We start from the raw sequence: 19146 nt of genomic DNA, 5'->3' as shown, positions 1-19146 counted from the left end.
CGTGTTGATCTTGATTCGCTCACTGGTTCGGGGGACAGGTGGGTGAGATTCGCGGAAAGGACTACGCTCGCAAGGGTGACTTCCCACTACGATGTCGTCGTTCTCGGCGCCGGACCCGGCGGTTACGTCGCCGCGATCCGGGCCGCTCAACTCGGCTTGCGAACAGCGATTGTCGAGCAGAAATACTGGGGTGGCGTGTGCCTGAACGTAGGCTGCATCCCGTCCAAGGCACTGCTGCGCAACGCCGAACTGGCCCATATCTTCACCAAGGAAGCTAAGACGTTCGGCATGTCTGGCGACGTGACCTTCGACTTTGGCGCTGCGTTCGACCGCAGTCGCAAGGTCGCTGACGGTCGCGTCAAGGGCGTGCACTTCCTGATGAAGAAGAACAACATCACCGAGTACGACGGCCACGGTGTTTTCACCGGCCCGAACTCGATGAATGTCGATCTGACCAGCGGCGGCGTCGACCACATCACGTTCGACAACGCGATCATCGCGACCGGCACGACCACCCGCATCCTGCCCAACACCTCGCTGTCGGACAACGTGGTCACCTACGAAGAGCAGATCCTCGACCGTGATCTGCCCGGCTCGATTCTCATCGTCGGCGCTGGCGCGATCGGCATGGAATTCGCTTACGTACTCAAGAATTACGGCGTTGACGTGCGGATCGTCGAATTCCTCGACCGCGCGCTGCCCAATGAGGACGAGGCGATCTCCAAGGAGATCACCAAGCAGTACAAGAAGCTCGGCATCCCGATCACCACCAGCGCGGCCGTGCAGACGATCGACGACGACGGCAGCAAGGTCACCGTCACGATCAAGGACAACAAGACCGGCGCGATCGAGACGGTCACCGTCGACAAGGTCCTCCAGGCCGTTGGCTTCCAGCCGCGCGTCGAGGGCTACGGCCTGGAAACCACCGGTGTGGCGCTCACCAACCGTGGTGCCATCGAAATCGACGAGTACATGCGCACGAACGTGCCGCATATCTACGCGATCGGTGACGTGACCGCGAAGCTTCAGCTCGCGCACGTCGCCGAAGCGCAGGCGGTTGTCGCTGCCGAAACCATTGGTGGCGCGGAGACGATGACGCTCGGCGACTACCGCATGATGCCGCGCGCCACGTTCTGTCAGCCGCAGGTGGCAAGCTTCGGCCTCACCGAACAGCAGGCGCGCGACGAAGGTTACGACGTGAAGGTGTCGACCTTCCCGTTCACCGCCAACGGCAAGGCGCACGGTCTCGGCGAGCCGACCGGTTTCGTGAAGCTCATCGGCGACGCGCGCCACGGCGAAATCATCGGCGGCCACCTCATCGGCCCCGACGTTTCGGAACTGCTGCCCGAACTCACCCTTGGGCAGAAGTGGGACCTGACCGTCAACGAGATGGCCCGCAATGTGCACACACACCCGACCTTGAGCGAAGCGGTGCAGGAAGCACTGCATGGTCTCGCGGGGCACATGATCAACTTCTAGTCGCTTGGTGCGGCGCGGGTCTGATTGAGTTCGGCCCGCGTCGCGCACCACGCCTTCGCCGAGCCCGGGTGTGTCGGACCAAGTTCACCCGCTAGTCGGCGAGCATTCGCCCTGCCCGTGCGAGCTTTGATCGTGCCGACTCGCGTGTGGCCGCAGCCGCACGGATTCGGCGCTCCGCCGCCGCCGCCGCGAACCTCTTGGTCGCAAATCGGGCATTTTCCTAACCTTGTTCCGGGCGTCGATTTTGAAATCCGGTCGACGTTGTCAGATGATCAGGTCGAGCTTCATCCAGCACCACCAAGATTGTCCCGTTGTCGGGCGATTTCCCGGCTGCGGGCATGGTTGAGAGGCAATGACTCGATGCGTATTCTCGGTTTCGCAGCACGGCTCGCGGCGGTTTCTGGTGTTCTTATCGCCGGTTTCGCCACTATCGCGCCCGCAGGCGCTGAACCCCTTTTCCCAGGTGGACCCGATATTCCCGGCGTTGGTTCGGTGGTGCCGACCCCGTCGCCGTGCCCGGTCACCGCAGCACGCGCGTGCATGCGACTTTCCACGCAGGAAGCGTGGCTCGTCGACAACGGTCGCGTGGTTTTCGGGCCAACGCCAATCGCGACGGGAATGCCCGGATATGAAACTCCGCCCGCGGTCACCCAAATTTCGTTCAAGCGCGAATTCCATTGGTCGACAATGCATGACGCCCCCATGCGCTGGGCCACTTTCTTCAATGGCGACATGGCGTTTCACGTTGGCCCGGTCGACTCCCGTTCGCATGGTTGTGTGCGAATGACCGAGGATGGCGCGCACCGCTTCTTCGATTACTTGAAGCCGGGCGACATCACCCAGGTCATCGACTGACGGTATACACCTGGGTGTGCGTAAATGGTTGATCGGCGGCTCGGCGAGCCTCGTTGTAGTGCTCGCCGTCGCCGCCGGGCTTTATTTCCTGATGAATTCGCGAACGTTCCAGCTCACTGGGCGACTCGTTGACCGGGTCGACACCAGCGAGAAGCTCGTCGCGTTGACCTTCGATGACGGGCCAACCGACCGGACCCCCGAGATAGTGCGAACACTCCGCGAGTTGGGAGTGCCAGCGACGTTTTACCTTGTCGGCCAAGACATCGCGACGCATCCGGAATACGCGTCGGCCATTGTCTCGGCCGGACACGAGCTGGGCAATCATTCCTTTCAGCACCATCGGATGGTCCTTGTCAGCGAGCAGACCGTCGCGGACGAAATAGAACGCACCGACGCTGAGATTCGGCGCGCTGGATACACCGGCGACATCACCTTCCGCCCGCCGTACGGCAAAAAGGTCTGGGCGCTGCCGAAATACCTCGCAGACCACAACCGCACGACGGTGATGTGGAATATCGAACCCGATTCCGCGGGTACAGCGACCCGCGCCGAAATCGTGGCGGAAACACGAGCGAAAGTGTCGCCTGGCAGCATCATTTTGCTGCATTTGATGCACGGCAACGGCGAAAGTCGGGCGGCGGTCGGCGATATCGTGGCTGACCTGCGCGGGCAGGGGTATCGGTTCGTCACCGTCAGCCAGTTGCTTGCTTCCGGCAAGTAGAGTGCGCTGATGGCTGTCTCTACCCCAGGTCGCGCGCACACTTATCTCAGCGGCTTGCTTTTCGTGATGGGGGCGCTGCATTTCCTCGCCCCGAAACCGTTCGACGGCATTGTGCCGCCCGCGCTGCCAGGCAAGGCGCGCACCTATACCTACGCATCCGGCGTCGCTGAGCTTGGGGTTGCCACCGCGCTCGCGGTGCCGCGCACCCGGCGCTTTGGTGGGTGGCTTGCCGCGGCGCTGTTTGTCGCGGTATTCCCGGCGAATATTCAGATGGCGGTTGACGTGATGGGAAATCCCAAGTCGCCCAAGGCGTTTAAGCTCGGCGTGCTCGCACGGCTGCCGTTGCAGATTCCGATGATTATCGCCGCGCTACGAGTTGCCAAGCGCTAGAACGTGTCTCGCTGAATTCCCAACGTCGCGATCGTTGACGCCAACGATTCGTACTGGTTGATCAGCAGGACGATTTCGATGAGCAGGCGGTCGTCGAAATGGGCGCTTAGCTCGGTCCACGTCGCGTCGTTGATCGTGCGGGTGGTGACCAACTGGTCGGTTGCGGCAAGCAGGGTCCGCTGACGTGGCGTCCACACGTCCGCGTCCGGGCCAACCCCCGTCGCTTCAATCGCCTCGGCGGTGAGTCCGGCCTTCGCGCCCAGTCGGCGGTGGTGGTCGAGTTCGTAGTCGCTGTCGCGCAGCCGTGCGACGCGCAAAATCACCAACTCCGCCTCCGCGCGCGAGAGGCGACCACCCGGCATGAGCTTGCCCGAATAATGCAACCAGCCACGGAAAAGGCCGCCGGTGCGGCCGAGGGTGCTGAACAGTTGCGCATCGGCGGTGCCGCTTGCTCGAGAAAGCACCTGCCACACCACCCAGTTAATGGGGCCTAGCTGGCGTAGTCGCCCCGGAGAAACGCGTGGTAGGGGTGGTAATTCCATGATCGCCGAGCGTACCGGGCCAGCGCTTGCGGCGGAGCGGAGTCGTGTTGCGAACGCGATTTTCTTTGGGTTCCAGTGGTTTTCGGCGCGTTTGCGCGTCATGATCTGACGTAGCAGCGGTAGCAGAGCACTGTCAGGGGATAGGCGAGATGCTGGTTCGGATGAGGCCGGGGGCCGAGCTCACGGGCGCTGAAGAGGAGTTTGTCGACTGCCTGCGGTCCTACCCGAGCACCGGGCTCGCGCTTATCGACTGTCGGGTTGGCGATCGACGGCTCGGCGCGATCGTGATCACCCCGCGCGCGGTCACCGTGCTTGAAGTGCGCGGGTTCGCACGCAGGCAAAGCGGGCTGCTTTCGGTCAAGACCGACGGTCAGTGGACGATTTCCGGTAGCCCACTCGACCTCGACAACGCGTCTGGCGGCCCAACTGACCGGCTCGAACACGGTGTCCACGCGGTGCGGGTCGCGTTGGAACAGTCGTTGCAGGACAGCGGGCACGTGTGCGGGGCGGTTGTGCTTGTGCCGTATCGGGGCGTCGTTGTTCGACCGGCGCGGACGTCGTTGCGGCCCGGGCTCGACGTGCTCGTCGGCAACACCATCGACTCCCATGAATTGCGGATTTACCTGGAAAGTTTTTCCGCCGCTGCCCCGACAATCACCGCCGACCGCGTCCGGACGACGTGCTCGGCCTTAGGTCTCGAAGCGCTGACACCGCCGAAAGATGAACTGCTGCTTGATGGTTTCGTTGGGAAGCGCCCGCCAGCGCCGCCGCCGATCGCGCGACTAAGTCAGCAGGTTAGGCCGACACCGCTGCCACCCGAGCCGCCGAAACATCGGGGCAAGTTCGCCGGGATCGCGGTGTTTGGGCTTGCGTTGCTCGGCTTGTTCGTTGTGTTTGTGATCGTTGGCGAAGCCGTGCTGAGCGACCCGCCGTCGCGGTCGTCGACGACGACAACGGTTCGCCCGACGGTGTCGTCGCAGGTGGTTAAGCCGACGCAGTGTTGGCCGTTGCAGCCGGATTGTTGAGCGCTCGCGCTAACCGTTCGTGGCCTGAGCGGATGTGGTTGGTGAGCAATGTCGTTGCTCCGGTGGTGTCGCCTGCGAGTACCGCACGGGCGATGGCGACGTGGTCGGTGGTCATCGCGGCCAGTCGGGTTGCGTCTGGCCGGTCCAATGAGCGCGCCGCGCGGAGTCTGCCGAATACCTCGAAAAGGGCTTCAGGAAGTGCGGAATTGCCTGTGGCGCCGAGTAATTCGAGGTGGAACTGTTCGTCGGCCGCTAGCGCGTCTGTCGGTGGTGAAGCCGCGTACCGATTCCAGCGGGCCAGTTCGTCCCGCATCACCTCACGTTCCCGAACGCGCTCAATTCCGCGTAGCTCCAACACCATTCGCAGTTCGTACAGCTCGGCCACCTGTTCAGCCGGCGGCTGATGCACGAAAAGCCCACCGCGCCTTCGCACCACGAGCCCGTCGGCAACCAGTCGCGCCAACGCCTCGCGCACCGGGGTGCGCGAGACGCCGTACCGTCGCGCGAGTGGTTCAGCCGCTAGCCGTTGGGTTGGGTCGAACCGAGTCAGATCGACGCGCAGCGCCTCGTACACGTACTGCGCCAACGACCCCCGCATCGGCGATAAACCCGGCTCAGATCGCCATCGCCGCACGGACTTCGGCTTCGGCGCTCGCGCCGCCCTTGCCCGACGAACCTAGGTGCCCCGAGTGCAGCACGTAGTAGAAGTGCGCGGCTTGGAGTGCGAAGCCGATGTGCTGTTCGACAAGGAGCACGCTTAGGCCGCCGCGGCCGGTCAGGTCGATGATCGTGCGCTCAATCTCGGCGACGACCGACGGCTGAATGCCCTCGGTCGGCTCGTCGAGGATCAGCAGCTTGGGCTCGGTGATCAGTGCGCGCGCGATCGCCAACTGCTGGCGCTGACCGCCCGAAAGCAGGCCCGCCTTGCGGGTGAGCAGGTCTTTCAGCGCGGGGAACAGGTCGAGTGACTCGTCGATCAACGCCTTGCCGCGCTTGCGCCCGTCGGCGACGACCTGCAAGTTTTCCGCTGTGGTGAGCTGTGGAAAACTCTGCTGACCTTGCGGAACGTAGGCGATGCCGCGCTTCACGCGCTTCGACGGGGAGTACTTGGTGATGTTCTCGCCGTCGAAGGTGATCGAGCCCGCCTTGGTCGGCAACAGGCCGACCGCCGCGCGCAGCAGCGTGGTTTTGCCAGCGCCGTTGTGGCCCATGATCGCGACGACGCTGTCGTCGGGGACCGTCATTGTCACGTCGTGAATGACCTCGGTGCGGCCGTAGCCCGACCGGACGTGGGAAAGCTCAAGCATCGGTCGACTCCTTATCCTCAGTGGCAAGCGACGCGGTGCCGAGGTAAACCTCTTGCACCTTCGGGTCGGCCTGCACCGCTTCAACGCTGCCTTCGCTGAGCACCTTGCCGCCAGCGAGCACGGTCACGGAATTGGCGAAGCTGCGCATGAAGTCCATGTCGTGTTCGACAACGACAACAACGCGATCAGTTCCGATGCGCTGCAACAACTTTCCGGTTTCTTCGCGCTCTTCGGCGCTCATGCCAGCGACGGGCTCGTCGAGCAGCAGCACCGACGCGTTCTGCACGAGCAGCATGCCGATTTCGAGCCACTGCTTCTGGCCGTGGGCCAAGACACCAGCGGGCTTGTCGCGCAATGCGGTGAGCCCGGTTGTCTCAAGTGCCTCTTCGATGCTTGGCAGCACCGACTTGCGGCGACGGAGCAAACTCAGCGCGGATCGGCCAGCGCCAGCGGCGATGTCGAGGTTTTGCAGCACGCTGAGCTCTTCGAACACACTCGCGGTCTGGAAGGTGCGGCCGACGCCGAGGCGGGCAATCTGATGCACCTTCTTGCCAAGCAGTTCGACGCCCGACTTCTGCGCGGAACCGGTGCCGGTGACGAGGCCGGTGATGGCGTCGATGAGCGTGGTTTTGCCAGCGCCGTTCGGGCCGATCAGGAAGCGGAGGTCGCCTTGCAGGACCGTGAGGTCGACGTCGGTGACAGCCTTGAAGCCATCGAAACTGACGGAGAGGCCACGGATTTCGAGGTAATCCTTATCCATCGTCATCGCGCTTCCACCTTCTCTTCAGTGACAACAGGCGTCGGGGCGGCAACTGCCGGTACCGGTTTGCGACTGTCGATCCAGCCCTTCACCAGCGGCCACAGGCCAGCGAGACCAGCGGGAATGAACCCGACGACAACGATGAACAGCACGCCCTGCAGGTAGGTCCAGCCCGACGGGAACTCTTCGGACAGGCTGGTTTGGGCCCACGCGACGCCGATCGCGCCGAGCACCGGGCCGAGCAGCGTGGTCCGGCCACCGATCGCGACGCCGATCAGGAAGGCGATCGACGGGACGATGCCGATGTCAGCGGGGGAGATGATGCCGACGATCGGGGTGAACAGCGCGCCCGCGATGCCAGCGAGGAACGCGGCGGTGACGTAGGCGAAGATCTTGATGTTGGCCGGGTCGTAGCCGAGGAAGCGCACGCGCTCTTCAGCGTCGCGAACGGCGACGAGCAGTTCGCCGTAGCGGCTGCGGTTGAGCTGACGGATCAGCGCGATGACAAGCAACAACGTTGCGGCGGCGATGAAGAACAGCATCTTGCGGTTGGCCGGGTCCGACAGCTTGAAGCCGAAGAACGCGCGGAAGTCCGAGAGACCGGTGAAGCCGCCGATGGCCTGTTGGCCGGTGAGCAGGATCGCCAACGCGGCCGCGAGCGCCTGGCTCAGGATGGCGAAGTACGCGCCACGGACACGTCGCTTGAAGACGCCGAAGCCGAGGATCGCGGCGATCAGCGCGGGCAAAACGAGGATGCCGAGCAGCGCGACCGGGGCCGATGCGAAGGGCTGCCAGAACGTCGGCAAAGTGGAAATGCCGGAGATTTCCATGAACTCGGGAACGTCGTTGCCGAGGCGAGCGGCGTCGGCGAGCTGCATGTGCATCGCCATGATGTAGGCGCCGATGCCGAAGAAAACGCCCTGGCCGAGCGTGAGCATTCCGCCACGGCCCCAAGCTAATCCGATGCCCGCCGCGACAATTGCGAAGCAGAGGAACTTGGCGAGCAGGTTGAGTCGGAAGTCGCTGAGGACAGCGGGGGCGACGCCAAACAGGATCACTGCGGCGACGGCGAAACCGAAAAGGGGTTTGACCGACGGGTAGGCGCGGAGGCGATCAACTAACGCGTTCACACGAGACTCCTTGTCCGCACAGTGAAGAGGCCCTGCGGGCGGACCTGCAGGAAGATGACGATCAGCACGAAAACGATCACCTTCGCGATCGACGCGGTGGTCGAGTATTCGATGAACGAGTTCAAGATGCCGAGGGCGAACGCGGCGATCACGGTGCCCTTGACCTGGCCGAGGCCGCCGATCACGACGACGAGGAACGCGTCGATGAGGTAGCTCTGCCCGATAGTTGGGCTGGTCGAACCGATCAGCGTGAGCGCGACACCGGCGACGCCAGCGAGGCCCGAACCGATGAAGAACGTGCTGATATCGGTGAAACGGCTTGAAATACCTGAGGTTTCGGCGAGGCCGCGGTTCTGCACGACCGCGCGAATGCGTCGACCCATCGGGGTGGTCTTGAGGACCGCGGCGAGCGTGGTGACCGCGACAATCGCAAGCACAAGAATGAAGATGCGCGTCTTGGGGACAACCGCGCCCATGATCGTGATGCCACCCGAAAGCCATTCGGGGACAAGCACATTCTTCGCGGGAGCGCCGAAGATGTCGCGCGCTGCCTGCTGCAAAACAAGCCCAACACCGAACGTGACGAGCAGCGTGTCGAGTGGGCGGTCATACATCCAGCGGATGAGACCCATTTCCAAGGCCGCACCAAGTGCGCCGCCAACGAGGAAACCGAGCAGGAGCGAGACGACGAGCGAAACACCTGCCGAGGAAAACACTTGCTGCACAACGTAAGTGGTGTAGCAACCAGCCATGATGAATTCGCCGTGGGCCATGTTGATCACGCCCATCTGGCCGAAGGTCAACGAGAGGCCGAGCGCGGCGAGCAACAAAATCGATCCGAGACTCAACCCGGTGAAGAGTTGGCCGATCAGTACGTCCATAAGGTGGACTCCTTGGAAATGGGGGTTTGAGTGGGGCAGACTCGCGCCTGCCCCACTCAGACGGGCAGGGTTACTTCAGGCCCTTGGCCCAGTCGTAGGACTTCAGGTACGGGTCCGGGGTGATGGCCTTGCCGGAATCCCAAACCGTGTAGATCAGACCGTCGGGGCGGATTTCGCCGATGCGGGCGGTCTTGGTGATGTGGTGGTTCGAACCGTCGATGGTGACGGTACCCTCGGGCGCGTCGAAGCTCACGCCGTCGGCAGCGGCCTGGACGTCAGCAACGGCGAACGACTTGGCCTTCTCAACCGTGTTCTTCCACAGGAACACCGACGCGTAGGCGGCTTCCATCGGGTCGGAGGTGGGCTTGTCGGCGCCGAAGGCGGCCTTGTAGTCGGCGACGAACTTCTTGTTCGCGGGCGAATCGACGGTCTGGTAGTAGTTCCACGCGGTGAGCTGGCCCGCGATGTTCTGCGCGCCGATACCGGCGACCTCTTCCTCAGCGATCGAGACCGAAACGACCGGCATCTCAGCGGCCTTCAGGCCAGCGTTGGTGTACTCGCGGAAGAACGCGACGTTGGAGTCGCCGTTGAGGGTGTTGAACACCGCGCCCGCCTTGGCGGTGCGGACCTTGTTGACGATGGTGGAGAAGTCGGTCGAGCCGAGCGGGGTGTAGTCCTCGCCCTTGATCTCGATGCCGTTGGCCGCCGCGTACGCCTTGATCTCGCGGTTGGCGGTCTGCGGGAACACGTAGTCCGAGCCGACGAGGTAGAGGGACTTGATGCCCTTCTGCTTCAGGTAGTCGAGCGCGGGGATGATCTGCTGGTTCGTGGTGGCGCCGGTGTAGAAGATGTTCTTGGAATCTTCGAGGCCCTCGTACTGCACGGGGTAGTAGAGGAGGTTATTGAGCGACTCGAACTTCGGCTTCATCGCCTTGCGGCTAGATGAGGTCCAACCGCCGAAAACCGCTGCGACACAGTCGGAGCTGATGAGCTTCTCGGCCTTTTCGGCGAAGGTCTTGGGGTCGGACGCGCCGTCTTCGAGGACGACCTCGATCTTCTTGCCGAGCACGCCGCCCGCCGCGTTGATCTGGTCGATCGCCAGCTTGGTCGAGTTGGCAACGGTCACTTCGGAAATGGCCATCGTGCCCGAAAGCGAGTGTAGCGAGCCAACTTTGATCGTGTTCTTGCTGGTGTCGACGCACGATGCTGCGGTCGAGCCGGTGGACGCGTCGTCACGCGCACCACAACCGGTGAGCAGCAGACCTGCGACAGCAACCGCGGCGGGCACGGCAAGTGCCCGGACCAAACGGGATTGAGACATGGGGCGGTTCTCCTCATCAGGTGAAACAGCAGCGCACACGCGCCACCACGAACACCGCTGGGCCGAACCTGGGAACTTCGATGTACACCGGGTTGTATACAGCGGCTGTGCTCGTGATTGCGAACAGTAAACGGAACATGTTGCACCGGAATATCGCCCGATAACGCGTCCGTTTCGTCTGTTGCGTCGGTGTGAACAATTGCTGACGGAGGTGGCGGAACGCCGACGTGAAATATGTCAGCTAACTGTTGGCAAACCTTGGAGGGGAAAACACGGCGGTGCGGATTCGACCGCACCGCCTTGTTTCTTACTCAGTAGCAGAAGCGGTACTTGCCGCTGCCGTAGCAGGTCGCGACGTATTCGCGGCGATCGGGCTTGTCGGAGTTGGGGATCGCGGCACCGGCGAGTCCGCCGATGATCGCGCCGCCGATGACACCAACGAGCAGGCCGACAGGCAGGGTAAGCGGCACGAGGAAGCCGCCCGTCGCGATGCCGAGCGCGAGCCCAACGACAACGCCGACGAGCCCGCCGATCGCGCCACCGATCTGCGTGCCGATTTCGGTGCTGCGCTCCCGTGGGGAGGTGGTGCGCCAGTAGCCGATCGGGCTGGCGGTGAGTTTCGTTCCGTCGGAGCTGATTTCCGCGCCGAGCGCGACATCGCCCTCGTCGATCGTGACAGTGGTTGGGAGCGAAGCGATTTCGGCGCCCGCGCGGTCGGCGACGACGATCGCATCGCCGTTGCGGCGGAAGGTGCCGTCGGTGAGCGTGGCGGTGATCTGCGCGCCGTCACTCGAAACCTGGTATGCGACAGCATGATCCACGTTCTGGAACTGCTGAACAGGCGCGGCGTAACTAGTCCCCCCGGACACGCCGATCGCGGCGATAGTGAGCAGAGCGACGGCAGAGAATGCCTTCATCATGGTGTACCCCGTTAGTCAACGGACGCAGGTGCGCGTCACGTATGAAAACATAGCAACAACCACCGACAAGTACGACATTGCTTTCCTGATGCGTTCGAGCAAGGCGATTTCGTCGCAGTCGGCCCAGTAGAGGTCGCGCCCGAGTTGGCGATGGGTCGCTCAGCGCGTAGCCCTGCCTCTGCGTACTACACCTCGTGTCGGTCGGCGAGAGCGATGGTGCTCTACTCGACGTGTATCGCCCCTACTGTCCTTGCGCGGTCAGCGCTTCCAAGATCGCATGGACGTGAGCGGCCTCGTTCGGCACACGTATGGTCAGCAGCTCCCACACGATCTCGTAGTCGATCTGGTTGTAGTCGTGCGCAATGAGATTTCGTGTGGCCTTGATGCCACGCCACGACACCTGTGGGTTGGCCGCGATGAGGTCCTGCGGTAATCGAGCCACCGACTCGCCAAGACGGTGCAGGACCGCTTCTGCCGCGAGCCGGGTGATGCGGTTGGCGTCGTAGGCGGCTTTGCCCCCTTGTGCGACTTCAGCGGCCATGTCGCAGAAAGAGAGGAAGTCGCGAAGACTTTTGATCGTGCGCTCTTGTCCATCGGGCGCGCTCACAGTGGCCTCGCCTCATCCCTGATGGGGTGCGGTCCTGCGGGAAGGCCGCCTTCGGAGACCAGGTCGACGTGAATGCCGGTCAGCTCCTCGATGTCGAGCATCAGCTCGGCCATGTCCACCAGATCGGCACCGGAGACGAAGCGGACCAACAGATCGATATCGCTGCCCGAGACGTCCTCGCCCCGCGCGATCGACCCGAAGACCCGAACCCGGTCAGCTTTGTGTCGCCGGGCAAGCGCGAGGATCGCATCCCGATGTTTCGCGAGCACGCCCGACGGGCGGGGTTTGGCAGCTGCGCGTATGCGCGACATTGTCGTTGGTGACGGTTGTCGCTTCCCGGTCTCGTATGCGGCGATGTTGGGCTGAGCGATGCCGGAGCGCCGTGCCAATTCGATTTGGGTAAGGTCGGCGGCTAACCGCAGATCGCGGACGGTTTCCATGCCCCAATTATATTGGAAGATATAACCCTGGGCTAGTGGCCATCGGGGGTCAGGCTTGCCCTACTTCACTAAATACGGCGAAACTGAGCTTCGGTGTTCGCTGATGTCGAGGAGCTTGCCCAGCGGGGGGAAGGCGCGTTGGGGGCAGTTCGCGCGCACGCACACCCGGCAACCCGCGCCGATCGGGGTCGCTGTTGCTTCGCCCAAGTCGATGCCGTCGGCGTACACAACTCGGTTCGCGTGGCGCAGTTCGCAACCTAGGCCGATCGCGAACGTCTTGCTTGGCTGGCCGTAGCGGGTCGCGCGGCGTTCCACCGTGCGTGCCACCCACAGGTACTTGCGGCCATCGGGCATCTGGGCGATCTGGGTCATAATCTTGCCCGGGTACGCAAACGTCTCGTACACGTTCCACAGCGGGCACGTTCCGCCGCTCGCGGAGAAGTGAAAACCGGTGGCGGACTGGCGTTTTGACATGTTGCCCGCCCGGTCGACGCGCACGAACGAGAACGGGACGCCGCGTAAAGACGGGCGCTGCAACGTCGACAAGCGGTGGCAGATGGTCTCGTAACTCTGCGAGAAGAACGCCGACAGTCGTTCGATGTCGTAGCGGAAGTCTTCGGCGACCTCGTGAAACATGGTGTACGGCAACACCATTGCGGCGGCGAAGTAGTTCGCGAGACCGAGCATCGCGAGCTTGCGCGTGGCTTCGGAAGCGAAATTGCCTTCCTCAACGAGCTTCTCAAGCAACCCACCACATTCGAAGTACGCCAACTCTGCGGCGAGTTTGAACGTGCGCTGCCCACCCGACAGGTGCGGCGAGATTTCCAGCAGCTTCGTCTCCGGGTCGTATCGGTGCAGAATGCCTTCGCCAAGGTCGATGCGTTCGGCGATGCGCACCCCGTGACCGCGAAGCAGTCGCTGCGCCTCGGTGCTCACGTCGCCACCGTGGAACCGGATACGCGCGGTGAGTTCCTCTGCGGCCGTATCCAGTTCGTGAATGTAGTTCTGGCGCTGATAGAAGTAGTCGCGCACTTCCTCATGCGGCTTGCTGATCGCGGCGCTGCCCGAACCGTCAGCGAAGCGATCTTCGGTCGCCGCCGCGAGCTGCGCGCTGGTGTTGCGGTAGCGGTTGTGCAGGGCAACCAGCGCGCGTGCCATCGACGGATGCGCCGAAACCATGTCGGCGATTTCGGTGGTGTCGGCCTTGATGCCGAGCTCGGCGTCCATCACGACCTCGGACAGTTCGGCGATCAGTCGCGTGTCGTCGTTAGTGGTGAAGAAGGCCGGATCGACGCCGAAGACCTCGTTGATCCGCTTCAACACGGGCACGGTGAGCGGTCGCACGTCGTGTTCGATCTGATTCAGATAACTCGACGAGATCCCCAGCTGACCTGCGAGGCCAACCTGGCTCAGCCCACGTTCGGACCGTAGTTGGCGCAGTCGCGCCCCGACGTAGGTTTTGGCCATATGTCCAGTTTATGGGTGGTTTCGCAAGGTTGCCACACCTCGCCTTCGCAACGAAAAATTGTCAGACCCCCGCGCTACATTTTTCAGGTGCGCTTCAACGAGGTTGTCGATACGTCGGCGAAGGTGCGCGCCACTCGCTCACGCAAGGCGAAGGTGGCCGCCATCGCCGAGTTGCTTGCTGTCGCCGCCAGGCCCAGCACTCCCGATACGGCCAGCGACGTCGGCGTAATTGTCGCGTGGCTTTCCGGCGAACTAACCCAGGGCCGCATAGGAACGGGATGGCGCACGCTCGCCGGCCTCACCGACCAATCAGCGAACGAGCCAACTCTGACGATCGAAGACGTCGACGCCACGTTCACCGAATTGGCCGCCCTCTCGGGAAAGGGTTCAGCCAACCGGCGGGCCGAACTGCTCGCCGAACTCTTCAAGGCCGCGACCGAAACCGAACAACACTTCCTGCGCGCCCTCCTCACCGGCGAACTTCGCCAAGGCGCGCTCAGCGCGATCGTCGTCGAAGCCGTCGCACAAGCCACCGGCATCAACGTCGACGTCGTCCGTCGCGCGCACATGCTGTCGGGCCAGTTGCCGCTCACCGCGACGGCCGCGTTCACCGGGGGCGAGCAAGCGCTCACCGATTTCCGACTACAGGTGGGTCGCCCAGTTGCCCCGATGCTCGCGTCGCCGGGCGGCTCGCTCGACGAGGCGCTGGCCGAACTGGGCCCGGAAGTTTCGGTCGAACACAAGCTCGACGGCGCGCGCATTCAAGTGCATAAGGAAGGCCACGACGTCTGGGTCTTCACCCGCACCTTGCGTGACATCACCGCCAACGTTCCCGAGCTGGTCGACCTGGTCAGAAATCTCAACTGCGAAACCGTGGTCCTCGACGGCGAAACTCTCGCACTCACCGATGCGGGAAAACCGCGCCCGTTCCAAGAAACAATGAGCCGCTTCGCGACCGCAGAAGACGCACAGGACCGGCGCCTGCACCCGTATTTCTTCGACATCCTGCATCTCGACGGCATTGACCTGATCGACGAGCCGCTGAGAACACGCAGGCCCGCGCTGGAACGCGTCGCAGGCCACCTCGCGATCCCCGCCCTAATCGCGCCGGATAGCACCCAAGCCGAGGCCGCGTACGCCGACGCGATGGATCAGGGCAACGAAGGCGTCATGATCAAGTCGCTTGACGCGCCTTACGCTGCCGGTCGACGCGGCAAGTCGTGGCAGAAGATCAAGCCAGCCCACACGCTCGACCTGATGGTCACCGGTGCGGAATGGGGCTATGGCCGTCGCACTGGCATGCTGTCGAACCTGCATCTGGCCGCACGCGACCCCGAAACCGGTGAACCGGTGATGGTCGGCAAGACGTTCAAAGGCATGACCGACGAACTGCTGCGCTGGCAGACCGAGCAGTTTCCCCAACACGAATCCCACCGCGACGACCACACCTTGTACCTACGGCCAGGGTTCGTTGTCGAGATCGCACTTGACGGCGTGCAGACGAGCACGCGCTATCCGGGCGGCGTCGCGTTGCGGTTCGCGCGAGTGGTTCGGTATCGCCCAGACAAACAGCCGGTCGACGCCGACACCATCGACACGGTCCGCGCACTATTGCCCAAGCACTAGACGACTTTCGGGCAACGGTTTAGCAATCCGGGCACCGAATGCAGCACACTGTCTTCGTGAGCGCCGAACTATTGGTCCTGTTGATCGTCATCGTCACAGCCCTAGCCTTCGACTTCACCAACGGTTTCCACGACACCGCCAACGCAATGGCCACGTCAATCGCGACGGGCGCGCTCAAGCCGCGCGTCGCGGTCGCCCTTTCGGGCCTCCTCAATCTGATCGGCGCCTTTCTGTCGGTGTCAGTCGCTGCGACGGTCGCCAAAGGCATCGTCAAGCTCAATGACGTGAGTGGGCAAGACCTGCTCGTCATTGTTTTCGCTGGCCTCGTTGGCGGTATTTTGTGGAACCTTTTCACCTGGTTGCTTGGACTGCCGTCGAGCAGTTCGCACGCGCTTTTTGGCGGACTTATCGGGTCAACCATCGCCGCGCTCGGGTGGAGTGGTGTGATCTGGGCTTCGGGTAATGAAGGTGTGTTGGTCAAGATCGTTTTGCCCGCCGTACTCGCGCCGGTGATCGCGGCTTTGGTCGCGGCGATCGCGACGTGGTTGGTATATCGGATTGTGCGTGGTGTCTCCACCGACAAAACCAACGAAGGGTTCCGCTGGGGGCAGATCGGTTCGGCTTCGCTCGTTTCGCTCGCGCACGGCACTAACGACGCGCAGAAGACGATGGGCGTCATTTTCCTCGCGCTCGTCGCGTATGGCTCGATCAACCCGAACGACCACATGCCACTGTGGGTGATGGCGTCCTGTGCGGTCGCGATCGCGCTCGGCACCTACCTCGGCGGCTGGCGGATCATTCGCACGCTCGGTAAGGGGCTCGTTGAGATCGACCCGCCGCAGGGCCTCGCCGCCGAGTCGACCGCGGCCGCGATCATCCTGACCTCGGCCCACTTCGGCCTGCCGCTGTCGACAACCCAAACCGCGACCGGCTCGATCCTTGGTACCGGCCTCGGCAAGGGCGCGGAAGTTCGGTGGAGCGTCATGGGCCGCATGGTCATCGCGTGGATGCTCACGCTGCCGCTCGCTGGCCTTGTCGGCGCGCTGTGCTGGTGGATCGCCGACGTGATCGGTGGCCTTCCTGGCGTGTTGGTTGTGTTCGCGATCCTGATCGCGGGCGCGCTCGGCATGTGGTTGCAATCGCGCCGCGACCCGATCGGGTCGCACAATGTGAATGACGAATGGGCCTCGGCCGAGCCGTCTGAACCATCGGACTCGGCGAAGTAGGAGGACGCTCGAATGGACAGCTTGCTTAATGCCCTCAAAGATCTGTGGGAAGTGTTGCTCGCGGCGCTGGTGTTCGGCGCTGGCATGCCCGCGCTGTTCGCCTTCGGCGTTCGGTTTTGGGCGCACGCGGAAACCGTCGACGGTGACGGTCGCGTTCGACGCAACTACTTCGCACTGGTCAGCGCGATTACCTGTTTTGTGGTGATCGTCGTCGTCGTGATCGCGGCGATTCTGTTCATCGCCAAAGCGTTTATCGCTCACCAGTTTGGAATTCACCTGTTCGGCCAAGCGTGAGGAGAAGCCGATGACTGACCCGGCTGACAAAGACCATGTGGTTCGGCCCAACCTGCTGCTGCGGGTGCTCGGGTGGCTGCGCGCCGGTTACCCCCAGGGCGTGCCGCAGTCGGACTACGTCGCGCTTTTGGCGGTTTTGCATCGGCATCTCACCGACTACGAAGTGGTTGTGATCGCCGAACGGCTCAGCGAGGCTGCCCAGGGTGAACACATCAGTGAGGCCGATATCGAAGCCGCTATCGCCGACTTCGCCAAGCAACAGCCCGCCGCCGCCGACACCGCGCGCGTCGCATCGCACCTCGCCGCGGGCGGTTGGCCGTTGGCCGAACCGATCGATGCCACCGACGATGAAAGCGAAACGGCCACCGAATAATTCGGTCGGGGCTAGCATTTGCTCGTGGTTTCGCGTGCGACTGAGATGGATAGTGGACGTTCTTACGGCGGTTTGTCCCGTCAGCAACGAGTCGCACTAAGAAGAGGTCGATTGATCGACGCCGCCCTCGAACTCTTTGGTACCCAAGGATATTCGTCGACGTCGATCGAACGCCTGTGCGCGACCGCCAATGTTTCTACGCGCAGTTTCTACGAAGATATTGGTTCACGCGAAGCGCTGTTGATCGCACTTGTCGACCGGATGAATACCGCGGCGCTGCAACGCCTTGATGAGGTACTCGAACGCACGCACGATGAACCGCTTGTCGTGCGGGTTGTCGAGACATTTCGTGCGTTTCTTTCCGTCACCTGTCGGGATCGTCGCGCGGCGCGCGTCTTCTATTTAGAAGTTGTTGGCGTCAGCCCACTTGTTGAGGAATGGCGTCGCGCACAGCGTCGCCAGATTCTCACGCTCATCACCAGCGAAGCCCAACGTGCCGCCGAACGTGGCGAAGCCGAATCGCGCGGCTTCCACCTGTTCTCGCTCGCGGTGATCGGCGCGGTGAATTCGCTCGCGCAGGAAATGGTGCATTCGACGGTGCCTGGCGAAGCGATCTCGGTCGACGAGATTTGCGACGAGATCGCCTACCTGATCGAGTCCGGCCTCAGCACCCGGACGCCGGTCGCGCCTAGCTAACGTGCCATGAACAACGAAGTGGGCGGGCCCGGAGTGATCCGGACCCGCCCACTTTTTTACTTACTTTCAGATACCCATGCCCTGAGCGAGCATCGGCCACGACTCGTGCAGCGCCGACTCCCAGTACGGCCAGTAGTGGGTGCCCACCGGGTTGAACAGGTAGGTCGCCGGGATGTTGAGCGAGTCCAGCTTGTTCTTCAGGTTGGCCGTGCACGCGTTGGTCGCGGCTTCGATCGCGACGCCGAGACCGAGGTTGATCACGCCGACCGGACCGTTGCCCTCGGTGTAGTAGCGCACGTCTTCCATCACCGGCATGCCGCTGCCGGAGGAGATGTAGAGGTTGGTGCCGCGCAGCTTTTCGGCGTTGATGACCGGGTCATTGGCGACCCACGCCGGGTCGTTGTCCGGGCCGTACATGTTCTCGGTGTCGCCACCGGCCCACATTTCAATCGAGAACTTCACGAACTGGCGACCGACCGGGTCGGCGATCTGGGCGCAGCCCGAGTACGCGGCGACCGACTTGAACAGGCCAGGCTTGGCTTCGGCAAGCTGAAGCACCGAGGTGCCCGATGTCGAAAGACCAGCCAGGGCATTGAGACCGGTGGAGTTCAGCGTCTTGTCGAGCAGCGGCGGCAGTTCCTCGGTGAAGAACGTTGTCCACTTGTTGAAGCCGAGCTTGGGGTCTTCCTTGCGCCAGTCGGCGTAGTAGCTACCACGGCCGCCGATCGGCTGGATCACGTTGACCTGCTTGTCGGCGAGGAAGCCGAGCGCGTTGGTCTGCGCGTTCCAGCTCGCGGTGCCTTCGCCACCGTCGAGGCCATTGAGCATCCACAGGTTGGGTGCGGGCTTTGACTCGTCGACCGGACGCTGCACGTCGACGGCGATTTCTTTCTTCATCGAGGCGGAATACACCTTGAGGTGCCAGCTGCGACCGTCCTTGACGACCGACGACACCGCCGACGCCTTCTCGGGTTCAGCTGACGCGCCGCCAGCGAGGACAGCGACCGACAGTGCGGCGGTGAGTGCCACCGCGGTGGTGCGCAGCGCGGCAACGTTACGTAGTGCAGAGAGCTTCATCGAGCAGTC

General features: G+C 63.1%; 22 protein-coding genes. 10 read left to right on the top strand and 12 right to left on the bottom strand.

Annotation, left to right across the window (positions count from 1 at the left end):
- The first annotated feature begins 75 nt into the window (after positions 1–75).
- The 4 genes from lpdA to IEX78_RS11945 all read left to right on the top strand — a co-directional run bounded on the left by lpdA (position 76) and on the right by IEX78_RS11945 (position 3445).
- Positions 76–1479, top strand: a complete 1404-nt coding sequence (lpdA, locus tag IEX78_RS11960) for a dihydrolipoyl dehydrogenase (protein ID WP_188828969.1) — start codon at positions 76–78, stop codon at positions 1477–1479.
- Positions 1480–1839: 360 nt separating this feature from the next.
- Positions 1840–2334, top strand: coding sequence for a L,D-transpeptidase (locus IEX78_RS11955; protein WP_188828968.1), 495 nt, complete (start codon positions 1840–1842; stop codon positions 2332–2334).
- A gap of 16 nt (positions 2335–2350) precedes the next feature.
- Positions 2351–3055, top strand: a complete 705-nt coding sequence (locus tag IEX78_RS11950) for a polysaccharide deacetylase family protein (RefSeq protein ID WP_229683899.1) — start codon at positions 2351–2353, stop codon at positions 3053–3055.
- A 9-nt stretch (positions 3056–3064) separates the two neighbouring features.
- Positions 3065–3445: a DoxX family protein gene (locus IEX78_RS11945; RefSeq protein ID WP_188828967.1), complete on the top strand. Its 381-nt coding sequence runs from the start codon at positions 3065–3067 to the stop codon at positions 3443–3445.
- On the opposite strand, the gene IEX78_RS11940 is transcribed toward IEX78_RS11945, so the two are convergent.
- Entirely contained in the window at positions 3442–3987 is a 546-nt protein-coding gene (locus IEX78_RS11940) for a carboxymuconolactone decarboxylase family protein (RefSeq protein ID WP_188828966.1), read from the bottom strand. The two genes, IEX78_RS11945 and IEX78_RS11940, sit on opposite strands and share 4 nt — an antisense overlap.
- A gap of 161 nt (positions 3988–4148) precedes the next feature.
- Between IEX78_RS11940 and IEX78_RS11935 the strand changes: the two genes are divergently transcribed.
- A complete protein-coding gene (locus IEX78_RS11935) occupies positions 4149–5012 on the top strand; it encodes an NERD domain-containing protein (RefSeq protein WP_229683898.1) in 864 nt (287 codons plus the stop codon).
- On the opposite strand, the gene IEX78_RS11930 is transcribed toward IEX78_RS11935, so the two are convergent.
- From IEX78_RS11930 to ramB, 10 genes are all read right to left on the bottom strand, one after another.
- Positions 4972–5610: a GntR family transcriptional regulator gene (locus IEX78_RS11930; RefSeq protein WP_188828964.1), complete on the bottom strand. Its 639-nt coding sequence runs from the start codon at positions 5608–5610 to the stop codon at positions 4972–4974. The two genes, IEX78_RS11935 and IEX78_RS11930, sit on opposite strands and share 41 nt — an antisense overlap.
- A 16-nt stretch (positions 5611–5626) precedes the next feature.
- Positions 5627–6319, bottom strand: a complete 693-nt coding sequence (urtE, locus tag IEX78_RS11925) for an urea ABC transporter ATP-binding subunit UrtE (protein ID WP_188828963.1) — start codon at positions 6317–6319, stop codon at positions 5627–5629.
- Complete coding sequence (gene urtD / locus IEX78_RS11920) at positions 6312–7085, bottom strand: urea ABC transporter ATP-binding protein UrtD (protein WP_188828962.1); 774 nt, start codon at positions 7083–7085, stop codon at positions 6312–6314. The genes urtE and urtD overlap by 8 nt, the downstream gene beginning before the upstream one ends.
- Entirely contained in the window at positions 7082–8209 is a 1128-nt protein-coding gene (gene urtC, locus IEX78_RS11915) for an urea ABC transporter permease subunit UrtC (RefSeq protein ID WP_188828961.1), read from the bottom strand. Before urtC ends, urtD begins: the two co-directional genes overlap by 4 nt.
- Positions 8206–9090: an urea ABC transporter permease subunit UrtB gene (urtB, locus tag IEX78_RS11910; RefSeq protein ID WP_188828960.1), complete on the bottom strand. Its 885-nt coding sequence runs from the start codon at positions 9088–9090 to the stop codon at positions 8206–8208. The genes urtC and urtB overlap by 4 nt, the downstream gene beginning before the upstream one ends.
- Before the next feature lie 70 nt (positions 9091–9160).
- On the bottom strand, positions 9161–10411 hold the full coding sequence (urtA, locus tag IEX78_RS11905) for an urea ABC transporter substrate-binding protein (RefSeq protein ID WP_188828959.1): 1251 nt from the start codon (positions 10409–10411) through the stop codon (positions 9161–9163).
- Positions 10412–10722: 311 nt separating this feature from the next.
- The gene (locus IEX78_RS11900) at positions 10723–11331 is read right to left on the bottom strand and encodes a DUF8020 domain-containing protein (protein ID WP_188828958.1); all 609 of its coding nucleotides are present in this window, start codon (positions 11329–11331) and stop codon (positions 10723–10725) included.
- A 241-nt stretch (positions 11332–11572) separates the two neighbouring features.
- Entirely contained in the window at positions 11573–11938 is a 366-nt protein-coding gene (locus IEX78_RS11895; RefSeq protein ID WP_188828957.1) for a HepT-like ribonuclease domain-containing protein, read from the bottom strand.
- The gene (locus tag IEX78_RS11890; protein WP_188828956.1) at positions 11935–12378 is read right to left on the bottom strand and encodes an XRE family transcriptional regulator; all 444 of its coding nucleotides are present in this window, start codon (positions 12376–12378) and stop codon (positions 11935–11937) included. Before IEX78_RS11890 ends, IEX78_RS11895 begins: the two co-directional genes overlap by 4 nt.
- A 60-nt stretch (positions 12379–12438) precedes the next feature.
- Positions 12439–13845, bottom strand: coding sequence for an acetate metabolism transcriptional regulator RamB (gene ramB, locus IEX78_RS11885; protein ID WP_188828955.1), 1407 nt, complete (start codon positions 13843–13845; stop codon positions 12439–12441).
- An 87-nt stretch (positions 13846–13932) separates the two neighbouring features.
- Between ramB and IEX78_RS11880 the strand changes: the two genes are divergently transcribed.
- From IEX78_RS11880 to IEX78_RS11860, 5 genes are all read left to right on the top strand, one after another.
- Positions 13933–15471, top strand: coding sequence for an ATP-dependent DNA ligase (locus IEX78_RS11880; RefSeq protein ID WP_188828954.1), 1539 nt, complete (start codon positions 13933–13935; stop codon positions 15469–15471).
- Positions 15472–15527: 56 nt separating this feature from the next.
- A complete protein-coding gene (locus IEX78_RS11875) occupies positions 15528–16697 on the top strand; it encodes an inorganic phosphate transporter (RefSeq protein WP_188828953.1) in 1170 nt (389 codons plus the stop codon).
- Between the two features lie 12 nt (positions 16698–16709).
- Positions 16710–16991: a hypothetical protein gene (locus IEX78_RS11870; RefSeq protein ID WP_188828952.1), complete on the top strand. Its 282-nt coding sequence runs from the start codon at positions 16710–16712 to the stop codon at positions 16989–16991.
- 10 nt (positions 16992–17001) lie between these two features.
- Entirely contained in the window at positions 17002–17364 is a 363-nt protein-coding gene (locus IEX78_RS11865) for a DUF3349 domain-containing protein (RefSeq protein ID WP_188828951.1), read from the top strand.
- 111 nt (positions 17365–17475) lie between these two features.
- Positions 17476–18060, top strand: a complete 585-nt coding sequence (locus IEX78_RS11860) for a TetR/AcrR family transcriptional regulator (protein WP_229683897.1) — start codon at positions 17476–17478, stop codon at positions 18058–18060.
- A 66-nt stretch (positions 18061–18126) separates the two neighbouring features.
- Here the strand turns inward: IEX78_RS11860 and IEX78_RS11855 are convergent, their stop codons facing one another.
- A complete protein-coding gene (locus tag IEX78_RS11855; RefSeq protein WP_188828950.1) occupies positions 18127–19137 on the bottom strand; it encodes an alpha/beta hydrolase in 1011 nt (336 codons plus the stop codon).
- Positions 19138–19146: the final 9 nt, after the last annotated feature.

This window comes from Nocardia camponoti, from assembly GCF_014646135.1.
Lineage (GTDB): Bacteria > Actinomycetota > Actinomycetes > Mycobacteriales > Mycobacteriaceae > Nocardia > Nocardia camponoti.
The sequence above is the reverse complement of the archived record's forward strand: the minus strand, read 5'-3'. Positions and strand labels throughout refer to the sequence as shown.

Excerpts from the sequence above, each read along its gene's own strand:
- IEX78_RS11955 (WP_188828968.1), top strand. The coding sequence starts at position 1,840 with ATGCGTATTCTCGGTTTCGCAGCACGGCTCGCGGCGGTTTCTGGTGTT.
- IEX78_RS11945 (WP_188828967.1), top strand. The coding sequence starts at position 3,065 with ATGGCTGTCTCTACCCCAGGTCGCGCGCACACTTATCTCAGCGGCTTG.
- IEX78_RS11940 (WP_188828966.1), bottom strand. The coding sequence starts at position 3,987 with ATGGAATTACCACCCCTACCACGCGTTTCTCCGGGGCGACTACGCCAG.
- IEX78_RS11935 (WP_229683898.1), top strand. The coding sequence starts at position 4,149 with ATGAGGCCGGGGGCCGAGCTCACGGGCGCTGAAGAGGAGTTTGTCGAC.
- IEX78_RS11930 (WP_188828964.1), bottom strand. The coding sequence starts at position 5,610 with ATGCGGGGGTCGTTGGCGCAGTACGTGTACGAGGCGCTGCGCGTCGAT.
- urtE (WP_188828963.1), bottom strand. The coding sequence starts at position 6,319 with ATGCTTGAGCTTTCCCACGTCCGGTCGGGCTACGGCCGCACCGAGGTC.
- urtD (WP_188828962.1), bottom strand. The coding sequence starts at position 7,085 with ATGACGATGGATAAGGATTACCTCGAAATCCGTGGCCTCTCCGTCAGT.
- urtB (WP_188828960.1), bottom strand. The coding sequence starts at position 9,090 with ATGGACGTACTGATCGGCCAACTCTTCACCGGGTTGAGTCTCGGATCG.
- urtA (WP_188828959.1), bottom strand. The coding sequence starts at position 10,411 with ATGTCTCAATCCCGTTTGGTCCGGGCACTTGCCGTGCCCGCCGCGGTT.
- IEX78_RS11900 (WP_188828958.1), bottom strand. The coding sequence starts at position 11,331 with ATGATGAAGGCATTCTCTGCCGTCGCTCTGCTCACTATCGCCGCGATC.
- IEX78_RS11890 (WP_188828956.1), bottom strand. The coding sequence starts at position 12,378 with ATGGAAACCGTCCGCGATCTGCGGTTAGCCGCCGACCTTACCCAAATC.
- ramB (WP_188828955.1), bottom strand. The coding sequence starts at position 13,845 with ATGGCCAAAACCTACGTCGGGGCGCGACTGCGCCAACTACGGTCCGAA.
- IEX78_RS11870 (WP_188828952.1), top strand. The coding sequence starts at position 16,710 with ATGGACAGCTTGCTTAATGCCCTCAAAGATCTGTGGGAAGTGTTGCTC.
- IEX78_RS11865 (WP_188828951.1), top strand. The coding sequence starts at position 17,002 with ATGACTGACCCGGCTGACAAAGACCATGTGGTTCGGCCCAACCTGCTG.
- IEX78_RS11855 (WP_188828950.1), bottom strand. The coding sequence starts at position 19,137 with ATGAAGCTCTCTGCACTACGTAACGTTGCCGCGCTGCGCACCACCGCG.